The organism is Paenibacillus sp. FSL R5-0470, assembly GCF_037975205.1.
In the GTDB taxonomy this organism is placed as follows: Bacteria; Bacillota; Bacilli; order Paenibacillales; family Paenibacillaceae; genus Paenibacillus_AQ.
Genome location: NZ_CP150238.1, coordinates 2,709,220 through 2,723,902 on the forward strand (window position 1 = coordinate 2,709,220; position 14,683 = coordinate 2,723,902).

Below are 14,683 nucleotides of genomic sequence, written 5' to 3' on the forward strand. Positions count from 1 at the left end.
GATCATAAAAAAACACCGTTCCCTAATGAATTCAAGGGAACGGTGTTTTGCTGTGTGAAGTTATTCTTCGGACTACCGGTTAATGGTTTCCAGTCGCATTGCCGGCTGTACCACTATTACTGTTTCCGTTACTGCTACCTTCGCCAGATGGCGTTGAAGTAGGCGTAGGTAGAATGGTTCCAGGAATCTCGATATCCTCTCCTGGTGTACTCTCAGAGCCTGTAGGAGGCGTTGTCTCCGGTTGCTGATCTGGAGTTGGTGTTGCTTCCGGAGTTGGTGTAGTGCCTCCAGCAACGCTACCAGAAGCTGTCTCATTACCTGCGACATCAACAGCGCTGACATAGAATGTTGCATTGGCACTGGCAGGTGTTCCTGGCGAGAATACCTTGCTCTCGTCAGCCATAATTACAGCTTGCTTCTGGAAAGACCCGCCGTTTAAAGAACGGTATAAGCGGTACCCTACTACATCTGGAGAGCCGCTTGGGGAGAAGCTGATCACAGCTTTTCCAGTGCTGTATGAGACACTTACATTTCCAGGAGCAGAAGGCGAAGTACCGTCGTCCACGCGTGGATCGACTTCAGTAGGGAAATCTGTCTTAGCATCGGCTGGCATATAATACTCCAGCGATTTATGCTCCTTCATCTTAGGGAAGGCTGCCAAGAGCTCCTTAACTAATTCCTGGATCGGCTTTTCACGTTTAACGACGATTTTTTCTTTCAGGAAATCCTCCGGTGTACCTTCGAGTGGGATATAGTTGACGCCATTGTAAGTAATATACTTGGCTTTGGAAATCCCATCGTCGCTCTCTTTAGGTACATATTTCGCATTGAAAAGATCCGTTGTAAATTTATCAGTTAGAGCCGTTGGCAGCTTACCGCTGTATGCGGAAACTGTCTTTTTGGTAATTCCTTCAGGTTGTGTGAATTTGTCTGTAACGAACAAGTCTGGCTGCTTATCGATAACAGCATTCATGACTTTAGCCCATAAGGTCTGCGCTTGTCGTTTTTGTGTATCTCCTGTAAGGGTATTAATTTGCTCCTTATAACCAACCCACATGCCAAGTGTGACATCAGGGGTGTAGCCCATGAACCAGACATCTCCATAGTTCTGAGTGGAGCCAGTCTTACCTACAATAGGAACGTCTTTAAAGTGTTTATAATCTCTTCTTACTGTGCTTGCAGTACCTTCTGTGATTACTGTACGCAGCATATCGGTCATTAGATAAGCAGTTTGCTCAGAGAATACTTGTTCAGGGTTAACCTTGTGCTGATAAACGATCTTGCCTTCCGAATCCACAATCTTCTCAATCATATAAGCATCATTAAATGCTCCCTTATTGCCAATGGCGGAATAGGCATTGGTTAATTCCTCAACGGATGTACCGTATCGAAGACCACCTATAACCCCAGTCTGTGCTCTGTAATCATCTTCGGTGAGTGTAGTGATCCCTAGCTTTTTAGTAAAGGCCCAAGCATCCTCTATTCCGACCTTCTCGTTAAAAAGTTTAAGCGCCGGTAGGTTGAGGGATTTATTAAGTGCATAGCGAGCCGTAACTAAACCCTGATAGCGATTGTTAGCATTTTTAGGGATATGGAAGCCTTTCCCGCCATCCTTCAAAATGATTGGAGCATCATCTAAGATTCCAGCAGGTTGAATCAGTCCTGCATCTAAGGCAGGTAAGTATGCTGAAATCGGCTTCATCGTTGAGCCGGGTTGCCGGACCATTTGGGTTGCGTAGTTCATTTGCTCGATATTAAAATCGCGGCCCTCAATCATACCGAGAATGGCTCCGGTCTTGTTGTTGATCAAAATGCCAGCCGTCTGTTCAACACCTTTTGTTTTGCTGTCCTTGGTGAAATTACTACTATCTTCGGAAATACTGTGCATTGCACTGTATACTTTCTTATCAATCGTGGTATAGACTCGGTAACCGCCGGTCATTAACTGTTGTCTTGCTTCCTCAAGAAGTACGGCATTATCACTAGAGCTATTGGTATCAGCTGTACTGTTATTCTTTTCATTTAGTGACAAAAGAATCTCAGCTGCTTTACGCTCCGTCTCCATCATTAGGTATGGATATGTAGCATAGGCTTTCTTAGTGTGAGGAGCGAGAGAGCTTTTAATATCAAACTTGAGTGCTTCATCATATTGGGAGGTAGTGATCTTGTTCTCCTCTAGCATACGACGAAGTACAAGCTGTTGACGATCCATAGCTCTATTGAACGCCTTTGCGTTGAATTCTCCAACGCCATTGAATGCTGAATAAGCGGATGGGAGCTGTGGAAGACCGGCCAAATACGCCGCTTGAGCAATATTCAACTTGTCTAGATCATCCAGACCGAATATACCTTTGGATGCAGCTTTAATCCCAAATACGTTATAGCCATTCGAGCCATTACCGAACGGAACCTTGTTCAGATAAGCCGTTAAAATCTCTTGCTTGGTCAAGAAGCGCTCTAGTCTAAGTGAAAGTAGAATTTCTTTTGCTTTACGATCTTCTGTTCGATCCAGATTGAGGAATACACGTCTTGCGAGCTGTTGAGTAAGTGTACTGCCTCCGGTCTGAACGGATTCATTTAATATCTTTTGTTTGACGGCACGTAAGGTGCCTTTGAAATCCACGCCATTATGCTCATTGAAATTATTGTCCTCTATCGCGAGAACTGCATCAATAATAATCTGGGGGATGTCGTTGTATTGAATGAGCCTTCGATCTTCTTCTGTACGAAGCTGGCCGATCGGTGCGCCATCACGGAAGTATGCGAATCCGGTGATCGCATTTTGTCCGACTTGCTGTTGAATCATTTCCTCAGAGCGAACAGGTTCATCTTTCACCATGGAAGTGACGTATCCTGCTGCTGCACCACCGACGAACAGAATGCCTATTATGCCAAGAATAAACATCCACTTAACTACAGAACCGAACCTGCTAAGCCCAGATCTGCGGGGTGAAGGCTTCTTTACGTTTTTTTTCTTGTTCTCTTGAACCATCGACGATAATTCCTCCTTTTAACGGAATTATTATAGCACAAATTGGCGATTTTGAATGCAGTCGGAGTGTTCATTACCTATTAGAATAACAAAAAGCCTCCGGATAAATCCGGAGGCTTTGGTCATACTCGCTATAAGCGAGATATTAACGGTTGTAGAACTCGACGATTTGTTTCTCATCGATATCCTGGGAAAGCTCGGAACGTTCTGGCAAACGAATGTATTTACCTTCGAAAGATCCTTCAGCAGATTCCAGGTAAGCTGGAAGGTGGGAACGGTTAGCAAGAGCTTCTTTGATGGAAGCCATGCTTTGGCTTCTTTCGCGAAGACCGATAACGTCGCCCAAGCTTACACGGTAAGAAGCGATGTCGACTTTTTTGCCGTTAACAGTTACGTGTCCGTGGGATACCAACTGACGTGCACCAGCACGAGAGTTAGCAAATCCAAGACGGTAAACTAGGTTGTCCAAGCGGCTTTCAAGCAAGAACATGAAGTTTTCGCCCGCAAGACCTGGAAGCTTTTGTGCTTTAGTGAAGAGAGTTTTGAATTGTTTCTCTCCCAAACCATACATGTGACGCAGTTTTTGTTTTTCCAAAAGCTGCATTCCGTAGTTACTTACTTTTCTGCGTTGGTTAGCTCCGTGTTGTCCTGGTGGAAAAGGGCGTTTCAAGTCTTTTCCTGTACCGCTAAGGGAAATTCCCAGACGGCGGCTGAGTTTGAATTTAGGTCCGGTGTAACGTGCCATGTTATAGTAGACTCCTTTATAATTGAAATTTCAGGGTAGGGCCTATTTGCGCCGCATTTCGTATCCGTGATTAGCATTAATGGCTTCCACACTGCCAGGGAAGTTCAGCCGCTGCCCTGGCAGTAACGAAATGCGTGAGGGTGACACAACGTTACGCCCAAGTAAGACTTGTTACAGTCTTGTTCAACAATAAATATTATATGAATACAGTATATAAAGTCAAGCGCTTATTAAAAGAGTTTTTGTCAATCTTTGTCGATAGTTCTTTGGTCCTAAAAAAAAGTCCCGGAAATGATGAAAATATAATGCAATGCACAAAGAAAGGGAGTAAAATATAGTTAATTAGTTGTTACTAGGGAAGATAGTTTTCTTAATCAAGATGCAAAGGGGATCTTCGTTATGTCAGAGCAGAAAGCATACGTCCATAAAGACAGCCGTATGCTGTTACAGGACAACTTACACGCTAGTAGAGATTCCGAAGATCCCACCGCCTGGCTTAGGGAAACGGAAATAGTAACGCATGACTTCCCTTATCTAGCAAATTTGATTGCAGACAGTTTCAATGAATGGTTTGGTGGGCTCAATGTCCTTCCATTCTTTAGATCATGGGAATGGTGTGTGCTGAATTTTGAAGGTAAATATATAAACAATAGTTTGGATCAACAAGAACTATGGAGGCAGCAGTGGGAACAGGCGGCGGCTTCTAGCTTGATTTCAGAAACAATCTCTGCCGTTCCGTTAACCGTAGAAGGTAAGGATCTGAGTTTTTTTACCATACCGCTATTCACTCGCGTCGACAATGAAATTTTTGCGTTTTTGGGCTGTTCTATGCCTACGCAACAATATGAAATGGGTGGACGAGATACTGCAGAAGCTATGTCGCTGCATTACCGCACCTGTTTTTATCATAAATTTGAACATATATTTGTAGCTGATCTTGCAAGTACCCATATTCATGCAGAACGTGAAAGCAATCGTCGTTCATTGTTATTTCAGATTGTCCAGCGGATGCATGACAATATTGATGTAGATGCTGTACTTTCGGAAGTCATTGATAGCATTTCTGCGATGTATCCTGGAGCCAGACTCGACCTGTATATGTCACAAGATCATCGCAGCACTAATCCTCAGGTCAAACCGTTACCTTTCCACATGTCCAGTGATGATGTCTGTGCCAGGGCGTTCAAGGATGGACGTGTTGCGATGCACACTAGTGATGAAAATCATCGAAATGTAGAAATAGGGCTTCCGTTAGGTGGTAAGCAGGGGGTCTATGGGGTATTCCATATGGTGATGGATAATCCAATCTTCCCTGACGTTGATTTACGGTTTCTCACAATGGTAGCCGATACGGCAGGGACTGCTTTTGAGAACGCCAAGCTTTATGAGCGCTCCAATCAGCTAATCCGTGAGCTTCGCATGAGTAATGAGCTTACCCAGCGTTTGAATCAAAGCTTGCGTTTAGGCGATATTTTTCAATTTGCGTTTGAAGAGCTACTTGAAATGTTTGGTGCAGATTACTGCTGTATCTTACATATGAATGAGGAAAAGGGTGGCCTAGAAGTTATTGCCTGCAACCATTCCTCATTGCAGAATGAAGTATTAGAAGTAGGGGCAGGTTTAGGTGGAAAGGTGTATTCCACAGGTGAGTCACTGATCATGTCTGACTACATAGATAATCCTAAGACAACTTCCCGACTAATGAATGCTACCGGTTCGCAGTCGTTGATTGCCACACCTCTTAGTGTAGGTGGAGAAGTGCGAGGTGCGATTATGCTGGCACATCGAGATTCTCATTATTTTTCCTATGACAACTACAGGCTATTGCAGGCGATGGCGGGACATATTGGTCTAGCAGTAGGTAACGCCAGGCTACATGCTGAAGTCAGACGTCTTGCGAATAGAGATAGCCTAACAGGTCTCTATGCTCGTCATTATTTGGACGAAGAGATAAAAGAAAGACAGTCTACGGACTTCTGCGGTTGTTTAATTGTTGTGGATATTGATCAGTTCAAAATCGTGAATGATACCTATGGTCATCAAAAAGGCGATAAGATTCTAAAAGAGGTTAGTGAAATTGTGAAATCTTCCATCCGTCAAGGCGACATTGCTGCGAGGTGGGGTGGGGAGGAGCTCTCCGTTTATTTACCGTTAATGGGAATGCAGCAGGCGGGTTATGTAGCTGAGCGTATACGCAAACGCGTTATGGAAGAAACCGAACCTAGTGTAACGGTATCCTGCGGAATAGCGGAATGGAGCTGGATGGACGATCGAGTAAGTGTTGAGTCATTATTTTATCGAGCGGATATGGCGCTGTATAAAGCTAAGAATAACGGCCGGAACCAAGTTGTTTTTGATACGAAAGAAAATGATAGCAATATTAAGAACCCGTGAGGTAAGCCTCATGGGTTCTTTTTTTATATGCACAGTTATTCTGGCTCTAATTGCGGTATAAGGCTTGCAGGAAGGGAGAACCCTATACGTGGGTTGTACTTAAGTAAAATACTCCGAGAAAGGCCTGAGGTCCGTGAGAAAGCTATTATTACTTAAGGGAGGAGTCCCTCTAGTTCTGACACTGTTTTGCCTGTTATGTAGCGGATGTAGCGTCATAAGAGACAAACCTGCGAAGGAAGATTTAAGTTTGGCGTTGGCAGGGATGGCTGGAAGTGATGAGGTTGTTTTTGAAGGGGCGAATATGCTGAAACGAGGGGGAACAACGGTTCCTGAATCCTTATTGTTCTACGGAGGCACAGTGAAGGATCATAAAAAGGTCAAGCTGTACACGCTTCTTCCAGATAAATCTATGACCAAAAAAGCAGCAGCTGATGGCGTTAAAGACTTAAAGAGTAGCGCATATGCTCTGAAACCTTATTACAGTCAGTTAGAGAAAAAAGAGGGCAGATGGGAACTTCAGACTACTGAAAATTCCTCGGAGGAGGGAAATCCATTACCTGCGCTTAATCCGTTAAAGCAACTCGAGGAGCTTGAGTCCATGGAGAAGAGTGTAACCGAAGAGGCTGGAGCAGGCAGAGGGACAAGTGTGCTGCGAATCGAATTGACGCCTTCAGAGGCTAGGAAGCAGCTGTCTGCTGAATTGGAGAAAGAAATGCAGAACCTTCGTCCTAAAGTCCCCGAATCCGCTGAGAACAACGCAGAGGCTGATCAGGCAGTGACGAAAGCTTTGGAGAAGCTGTGGCAGAAGAAAAATAATGAGCTACAGCAAAAGCTGAAACAGGCTAATGTAGAAACGGTCTACCACCTAACGGTTGATAAAAAGCATAATCTTCCCAGAAGACTTACCTTGAATCGAAAAGTAAGCTATTCCGGTGAAATGATGAATATATCTGAAAATGAAACTTATGTATCTAAGGTGGATTTCACAGGTTACCGTTAATCTTTATATGGTTATGCAGGTCTTGCGCTCCATAAAGGGCGTGCTACAATAGAACAGCATGCTTATTTTTCAGACAGAGGAAGGAAGAGTACACAATGAAAGATCCCAGAATTCAAAAGCTGGCGGCAAATCTTGTAGGTTATTCCGTAGATGTTCAGCCAGGCGAGAACGTGCTTGTAGAAATGATTGGCAATGAAAGAGATTTAATCAAAGCTGTTGTTGAGGAAATCGGTAAAGCTGGCGGTCATGCTTTTGTTCAGTTGACAGATCGTACAGTCCTACGCAGCATGCTTAAATATGCAACACGTGAGAGTCTTCAGACATGGGCTGAAATTGACTTGAACCGGATGAAGCAAATGGATTGCTATATCGGCATCCGTGCAGGTGAGAATGTAAATGACCTGTCCGATGTTCCAGAAGAAAATATGAAATTGTATAATTCTTTGTATTCCCATCCAGTGCATAGTGAACAACGCGTGAAGCATACGAAGTGGGTAGTATTACGTTATCCCAATGCGAGTATGGCTCAGCTTGCAAATATTAGTACAGAAGCATTTGAGGACTTTTATTTCGAAGTGTGTAATTTGGATTACGCCAAAATGGACAAGGCTCAGGATGCATTGGCTGATCTCATGCGCAGAACAGATAAGGTACATATTTCAGGTCCTGGAACAGATCTTAAATTCTCCATCAAAGGAATCGGTGCAGAGAAATGCTCTGGACAAAAGAATATTCCGGATGGCGAGGTTTACAGCGCTCCTGTTCGTGATTCTGTAAATGGAACGATCAGCTATAATGCACCATCCGTTTATAACGGAGTGACTTTTGAAAATATCAAATTCAAATTCGAGAACGGTAAAATTGTTGAAGCAACAAGCAATGACTCCGCTCGCTTGAATGAAATCCTGAATTCAGATGACGGCGCACGTCACATTGGAGAATTTGCCATAGGCTTTAACCCTTACATTTTGCACCCAATGAATGACATTCTGTTCGATGAGAAAATTGCAGGCAGCCTGCACTTTACACCAGGACAAGCATATGATGTTACAGATAACGGAAACCGGTCTTCCATTCACTGGGATCTTGTATTAATCCAACGTCCAGACTATGGCGGCGGGGAGATTTATTTTGACGATGTATTAATCCGTAAGGATGGAATCTTCGTGTTACCAGAACTGGAAGGTCTGAATCCTGAAAACTTGAAATAAGCTGTAAAAGTAAGAAAACACCTTGCACAAGTAAGCGGATTCAAGGTATCATAAGAAATGATTACAAATGACTTATGTTTCATAATCAAGTTGCGGAGGGATTTCTATGTCCAGTAACAATGCGGCAATCGTTGATATTGCTCAAACGGCAGGTCAGTTCAACTCTTCAATCGTTCTTCAAGCGGACAACAAGTACATTGATGTTAAGAGTATCCTTGGTTTGTTCACGACTTTGGTATCAAGCCAAAGCTACGAGCTTCATGTTCACGGAACAGATGCAGAAGAAGCTAAGAAGGCAATGAGTGAAGTTTTTGCTAAACACGGTTTGAACTTTACAGTTGTAGCTGAGTAATAGTTGTATGTAAAGACGTCCTACCGATTTACGGTGGGGCGTTTTTTCTAGAAATAGATGAGGAATTAATGCCAGCCCTTATAAACAACATAGCTGCTTCTTTCAAATAAATGGTTAGTATAAACAGAATTGTTGTATTGATATCCGATTTCGACTAATATTAAGTAAAATAGTAAAAGCAGCTTAACTTTTGGACATGGGGGGGAAGAGGCATGACTTCGTCGGAATTACAGGAACAGTTTAATCTTAAAGCGATCAATCTTCTACAAGAAGATGCCGATAAAATTCAGCAACTTATTGAAGTGCAGATGGAAAATCTGGCAACACGCTACTGCCCTCTCTATGAGGAAGTGCTCGATACCCAAATGTACGGTTTCTCAAGAGAGGTCGATTTTGCGGTTAGAGCAGGTTTGGTGCCAGAGATTACCGGTAAAATGGTGCTGAGTAAGCTGGAGCGGAATTTAGCAGTACTCTATGAGGCATTGAATAACAAAGCAAAAGAAGAATAAGTTTTGATTTATAGTATTCATAGAAACGCACATGAGGAAGATCGTCACTCATGTGCGTTTTTTTTGAGAATTATAGAATGAATAGGTAGGTATTTATACTAGATAAAAGGAGACTCCGAGAATTAGATAAACCGTTAATAGCAAGAGACCCTCATACCAGTTGGTCGAACCATCCTGAGTGATTGATTTGGCAATAAAGACGGCGACACCAATGGCGACAATTTCGATCGTTGTAAACACAATGTCCATAGTATCACCCATGAAATAACTGGCGAAGATAAGTACAGGCGCTACAAATAGTGCAATTTGAAGACTGCTCCCGACAGCTATTTCTACTGCCGCACCGATTTTGTTCTTCATGGCTAGCATAATGGCTGCACTATGTTCTGCGGCATTACCGATGATTGCCACGAGGAAGGCGCCTACAAATAGTTCACTAAATCCAAAGCGCTCAGTTAGTGTCTCAAGCGTCCCTACCAGCCACTCACTCACAAAGGCTACCATCACGGTAGCAAGAAGTAGATAAAGGATGGATCTGTTTCTGGACCACTTAGGTGCATGCTCATGAGCCAATTCTTCCTTACCGGCTTCTGTAACGTCCTCTAGATGTTTCTTGTGCGTAATCATGGAAAAGACCAGCCAGGCCATGTACGAAGCGATGAGCAGCCCAGCAACGATTAAACTCAGCACATCTGTATCTTTTTCAGTTATGGAATGGGTATTGAAGAACATAGCCGGTACAAATAAAGCGATCACCGCTACGATCATAAGGGAACCGTTCATACCGGCAAGGGTTACGTTAAAGTTCTGTACTTTGAACTTCATTCCGCCAGCGAAAATACTTAAACCGAGGACAAGCAGCAGATTGCCAATAATGGAACCGGTAAGACTGGCTTTCACCATGTCGAACAGTCCTTCCTTCACTAGGAAAAAGGCAATGATTAGCTCTGCGGCATTACCGAAGGTAGCGTTTAGGAATCCGCCTAACCGCTGTCCAGCATAATGTGCTACACTTTCTGTAGCGCGGCCCAGAAAGCCAGCCACAAACACAACGGCTACTGCAGAGAGAACGAACTGAAGCGTGTGGTCCCAATCTGCATAATGTCCTATGGCACTAAGGATAAAGGTAATTGCCAGCAAAGCTGGTGAAATCCATTTTTTCAATGTAAAGTACACTCCAATCTATGTATTCAGGATCAATTCATAATCAATATACCCAAATTATTCCTAAGTGTAAACGAGAAAGCGAGAAACTGATTTGCTTTTTAGCCTGTTTAGGAATTACAATAATTGATAATGAGTTAAGGGGGGATATGGCATGGCAGAACAACTTCAATTGGAAATGGGAAATATACGAATTTCAAATGACGTCGTCTCGAAAATTGCCGGATTGGCTGCCTTGGAGACTCCAGGTATTGCAGCCATGTCAGGTGGCCTATCAGAGGGCTGGGCAAAGCGTCTTAGTGGCAAGAACGTCCAAAAGGGCGTTACCGTTGAAGTGGGACAGCTAGAAGCAGCAGTAGACCTGCGTATAATAGTTCTCTATGAAACTCCGATACATGAAGTGTGCCGGATGCTTCAACAGAACGTACGCGAAGCTGTGGAGAGCATGACTGGACTTCATATTGTTGAAGTGAATGTCAAAGTTGAAGGCGTAGCCTTTAAGAACGATGAAATTGCTTAATGCAAAAGAGCTTGTACACAAAAAAGCAGTCCAAGATATTTAACTTGGACTGCTTTTTTATATATTCCATTACATCCGGATTTATGAATCTTACCGGGAACGAACTTGTCTAACCGTAGTTACAGATTTCGTGACTTCCTCTTTAGCTGGAAGATTAGTTTCTCTTGAAATGCTCAGCATAATTCCCATGGACAGCATACTCACAAGAAGTGAAGAACCGCCGTAGCTGATAAATGGCAAGGTTACACCAGTAAGCGGAATCGTCTTCGTTACGCCACCAATATTGACAAAGGCCTGAATGGCAATGAGGCCCATAATACCAATGCCAACTAGTGTGCCAAAGGGATCCTTACACCTTAATGCGATTAAAATACCTCGCCAGATAAAATACAGATATAACATCAGAAATAATGCCGTTCCTACAAAGCCGAATTCTTCACCAATGACGGGGAAAATAAAGTCCGTATACGGGTATTTAAGATAATCCAGCTTTTGAATGCTTTTGCCAAAGCCAGAGCCACTGACTCCACCTTGTCCGAGAGCGGTCAAAGACTGAATAATATTATATCCTTCGCCTTCAGCATCCTGATAGGGATCTATGAAAGCTTGAATACGGCCTTTTCTATAGTCCTGATTGGCGGCTACTTTGTCGGTTGCGGGGGAAAGAGAATCAATCGCTGCTTTAGCCCCCATAACAATTCCTACGCCTAGCACCAAGAGTGCAATAGAGCCAAGGATATGCTTCATGCTGGCACCGCCTGCATAAATGACAAGTCCACTGGTAGCCACGAGAATAAGGCATGAGCCCAAATCTGGCTGCATCATAATAAGTCCGGCAACTATACCCACAATGACCATTACAGGGATATATCCTGTACGGAAATCTCTAAACCGTTCACCTTTTTTGGTAATCAGTGCAGAGAGATACAGGATAATTGATATTTTGGCCAGCTCGGTAGGTTGAATCCCTAGCTTCCCGATACTTAACCAGCTCTTGGCGCCATTGATTCTTTCGGAGAAGGCTACAATTAGCAGGAGAATAACGGTGATGATGAAGATAGGGACATACCACTTTTTGAATTTGCTGTAGTGAATATTCATGGCTATAAACATAACAACGATTCCAAGTGCGATCCAAATCATTTGGCGTTTCATGAAATATAGAGGGTCATTACCGAACTTCGAGCTTGCTAAGGTCAAACTGGAGCTAGCACTGAAGACCATGACTAGACCGAAACCCACGAGTAGTAGTGTTAAGATGAGTAGTTGGAAATCGGGTGTTCCTCTTTTGGGCAGGCTGACATTTTGTTTCGTCGTTCCCTTTCTGTTACTCAAGCCTCCAACAGCTGCTTTAATTCGAGAATCCGAGTAGCAGCAGTGTCCAATACTGGTTTAGGCACCGGGGAGTCATACTCCAGGCCATGGGGGAATGTTGCTTTCCCTAAGTATACGGCTTCAATTGCAAGTACGGCATCAGCTTTCTCCAGCTTCCCCTCGACAGCGCGAGTGTTGATGCGTAGAAAGTATTCGCCACCATCCTGTGGGTCTTCAATTTTGCAGTCGTAAGTGGCACGATAGTATTCCCATTGCCAGCGAATGAAGCCAGCCTTTGTCGCACTCTCGTCCAGATAGAGAAGATCACTCTTCAATCCTACGAGGCCCGTGTTCTCAAAAATCATAGCACGCATATCCCCCTTATGAAGTATAATGATGAATTCATGATCCGTTTGCTGATGTTCTACCTCATGATAGTATGTTTCTAAACGTTGTGCAAGAGTAGGCACCTCCTAACGATACCCAGTTTTTTGCGTTTCTGCTACAATAAAAGAATTATAGCCGTATACGGCTGGAACAAAGTGTACAGGACTGCTGTCGCATGCTATTGATGCGGGTTTATGAAGAAGGGGATGGAGAACGTATGAAGAGCTTAGCGGTTGATTCTCTCATGCCGGAGATCGTGGAATGGAGACGCCATTTACACCGTCATCCGGAGTTGTCTTTTCATGAAAAGGAAACGTCAGCATTTATAGCAGACAAGTTAGCAGAATTCGGCATTGAAGTTAGGAGAAGCACGTCTGGGTATGGTGTAACGGGTATATTGCGAGGACATCGGCCGGGGAAAACGGTAGTCCTTCGCGCGGATATGGATGCACTACCTATTAAAGAGGAGAATAAGAATGACTACGTTTCGCAAAATGAAGGAGTTATGCATGCCTGTGGGCATGATGGACACACTTCAATATTGCTGGGTGTAGCCTCTTACTATAGCAGCCGCCTTGAAGAGTTAGAAGGGGAGCTGCGTTTTCTTTTTCAGCCAGCGGAGGAGGTATGCCCGGGTGGTGCACAGGGGATGATTGCCGAAGGCATGCTGGAAGGCGCGGATGCGGTGTATGGTTTGCATTTGTGGACTCCGCTTCCAATGGGGACCGTGGGCAGTGCGCCAGGACCTCTTATGGCATCTGCTGATGAATTTTTCATTGATATCATCGGCCGGGGCGGACATGGCGGTATGCCGAATCGCACGATAGACAGTATTGTGGCCGGGGCGGCGCTTGTGACTCAGCTTCAGAGCATCGTAAGCCGCTCTGTGAACCCGCTGGAGCCCGCTGTTCTTAGTGTAGGAACCATTCAAGGGGGATTCGCCCAGAATGTCATTGCTGAGCATTGTCGCATTACAGGAACCGTACGGGCGTTCGACGAGGAGACCCGTTATCTGATCCGCAGCAGAATCGAAGAAATGACAGTTTCAATAGCTGGCGCATACGGTGCGGAAGCTAAGATAGACTATGTGATGGGATATCCGCCACTCGTAAATCACGAGGGCGAATACCAGCGTTTTTCCGAGGTGGCACCAGGAGCACTAGGAGAAGCTGTTCAAGTGATTCGGATGGAAAAGCTGATGCCAGCTGAGGATTTTGCCTACTATGTAAAAGAAATTCCTGGCTGCTTTATGTTCGTAGGGGCTGGGAATCCAGATAAAGATGCAGCTTACCCGCATCATCATAGCAAATTTGATTTTGACGAGGATGCTATGTTGCATGGGATGAAATTATTAATCGCTATGGCGAATTCCTGTTTGCAAGAGAAGACAATCGTATAATTTCGTTTCATAGAGGAGAACCTATTCCATAACATGGAGATTACGTTTAGGAGGGTTCGTTCTTGAAGACAGTGAAAGAGGTTATGACGAAGGAGCCTGTAACAGTCACACTACTGGATAATGTGTATGAAGTCGCTGTTAAAATGAGAGATCATGACACTGGATTTATACCAGTCATTGATAATGAAGACGATAAGACATTACTCGGTGTAATTACAGATCGTGATCTAGTGATTAGAGGTTACGCGGCTAAACACCCTGGATCAACAACTGTGGAAAAGGTAATGAGTAGAGAAATTCAGACCGTCTCAGAGAATACATCTGTAGATGAGGCTGCAGAACTGATGTCGAGCTGGCAAATTCGCAGATTGGCTGTGACTAGTGGCCAGAAGCTGATAGGTGTAGTGTCCATCGGTGACTTGGCTGTGCGCAACATTTTTGCGGACGAGGCTGGAGAAGCGCTTCATGATATTTCGCAGCAACATTTACATTAAATAGTTTGATAGGGAAGCTCATGACCGTTATGCGGGGATGAGCTTTTTCCTGTTCAAATCTAAGAAAATATAGATTTCACACTATACATTATCCTAATATTTCTCGCATAAACGCTTACCGTCCTTTTGGGACGCCGAAGGCGTTTTTACTTGTATGAATGTAAGCAGATAACATAGCGCAGGCTTGAATAAAATTAATGGT

13 protein-coding genes are annotated in these 14,683 nt (G+C 44.0%); 8 read left to right on the plus strand and 5 right to left on the minus strand.

Annotated features, from left to right (window positions below; translation table 11 throughout):
• Positions 1 to 79: 79 nt before the first annotated feature.
• Positions 80 to 2,992, minus strand: a complete 2,913-nt coding sequence (locus MKY99_RS11720) for a transglycosylase domain-containing protein (RefSeq protein ID WP_339270609.1) — start codon at positions 2,990 to 2,992, stop codon at positions 80 to 82.
• Between the two features lie 145 nt (positions 2,993 to 3,137).
• The gene (rpsD, locus tag MKY99_RS11725; RefSeq protein ID WP_042187338.1) at positions 3,138 to 3,737 is read right to left on the minus strand and encodes a 30S ribosomal protein S4; all 600 of its coding nucleotides are present in this window, start codon (positions 3,735 to 3,737) and stop codon (positions 3,138 to 3,140) included.
• A 399-nt stretch (positions 3,738 to 4,136) separates the two neighbouring features.
• Between rpsD and MKY99_RS11730 the strand changes: the two genes are divergently transcribed.
• From MKY99_RS11730 to MKY99_RS11750, 5 genes are all read left to right on the plus strand, one after another.
• Entirely contained in the window at positions 4,137 to 6,131 is a 1,995-nt protein-coding gene (locus MKY99_RS11730) for a diguanylate cyclase (protein ID WP_339270612.1), read from the plus strand.
• Positions 6,132 to 6,378: 247 nt separating this feature from the next.
• Positions 6,379 to 7,131: a hypothetical protein gene (locus tag MKY99_RS11735; RefSeq protein ID WP_339270614.1), complete on the plus strand. Its 753-nt coding sequence runs from the start codon at positions 6,379 to 6,381 to the stop codon at positions 7,129 to 7,131.
• Positions 7,132 to 7,226: 95 nt separating this feature from the next.
• On the plus strand, positions 7,227 to 8,342 hold the full coding sequence (locus tag MKY99_RS11740; protein WP_076282932.1) for an aminopeptidase: 1,116 nt from the start codon (positions 7,227 to 7,229) through the stop codon (positions 8,340 to 8,342).
• Positions 8,343 to 8,448: 106 nt separating this feature from the next.
• Complete coding sequence (locus MKY99_RS11745; RefSeq protein WP_042126831.1) at positions 8,449 to 8,694, plus strand: HPr family phosphocarrier protein; 246 nt, start codon at positions 8,449 to 8,451, stop codon at positions 8,692 to 8,694.
• Positions 8,695 to 8,906: 212 nt separating this feature from the next.
• Positions 8,907 to 9,203, plus strand: a complete 297-nt coding sequence (locus MKY99_RS11750; RefSeq protein ID WP_042126833.1) for a YlaN family protein — start codon at positions 8,907 to 8,909, stop codon at positions 9,201 to 9,203.
• 93 nt (positions 9,204 to 9,296) lie between these two features.
• On the opposite strand, the gene cax is transcribed toward MKY99_RS11750, so the two are convergent.
• Positions 9,297 to 10,367 carry a calcium/proton exchanger gene (cax, locus tag MKY99_RS11755; RefSeq protein ID WP_339270617.1) on the minus strand — a complete coding sequence of 357 codons (1,071 nt, stop codon included), beginning with the start codon at positions 10,365 to 10,367 and terminating at the stop codon, positions 9,297 to 9,299.
• A 154-nt stretch (positions 10,368 to 10,521) separates the two neighbouring features.
• Here cax and MKY99_RS11760 point away from each other — a divergent pair, with 154 nt between their 5' ends.
• Complete coding sequence (locus MKY99_RS11760) at positions 10,522 to 10,887, plus strand: Asp23/Gls24 family envelope stress response protein (RefSeq protein WP_042126837.1); 366 nt, start codon at positions 10,522 to 10,524, stop codon at positions 10,885 to 10,887.
• A gap of 90 nt (positions 10,888 to 10,977) precedes the next feature.
• Here MKY99_RS11760 and ftsW read toward each other — a convergent pair whose 3' ends face one another.
• The gene (gene ftsW, locus MKY99_RS11765) at positions 10,978 to 12,222 is read right to left on the minus strand and encodes a putative lipid II flippase FtsW (RefSeq protein ID WP_339270619.1); all 1,245 of its coding nucleotides are present in this window, start codon (positions 12,220 to 12,222) and stop codon (positions 10,978 to 10,980) included.
• The gene (locus tag MKY99_RS11770) at positions 12,219 to 12,566 is read right to left on the minus strand and encodes a YugN family protein (RefSeq protein WP_042187352.1); all 348 of its coding nucleotides are present in this window, start codon (positions 12,564 to 12,566) and stop codon (positions 12,219 to 12,221) included. Before MKY99_RS11770 ends, ftsW begins: the two co-directional genes overlap by 4 nt.
• Positions 12,567 to 12,805: 239 nt before the next feature.
• Between MKY99_RS11770 and MKY99_RS11775 the strand changes: the two genes are divergently transcribed.
• Entirely contained in the window at positions 12,806 to 13,987 is a 1,182-nt protein-coding gene (locus tag MKY99_RS11775; RefSeq protein ID WP_042193734.1) for a M20 family metallopeptidase, read from the plus strand.
• Positions 13,988 to 14,049: 62 nt separating this feature from the next.
• Positions 14,050 to 14,481, plus strand: coding sequence for a CBS domain-containing protein (locus tag MKY99_RS11780; protein ID WP_339270622.1), 432 nt, complete (start codon positions 14,050 to 14,052; stop codon positions 14,479 to 14,481).
• The last annotated feature ends 202 nt before the right edge of the window (positions 14,482 to 14,683 follow it).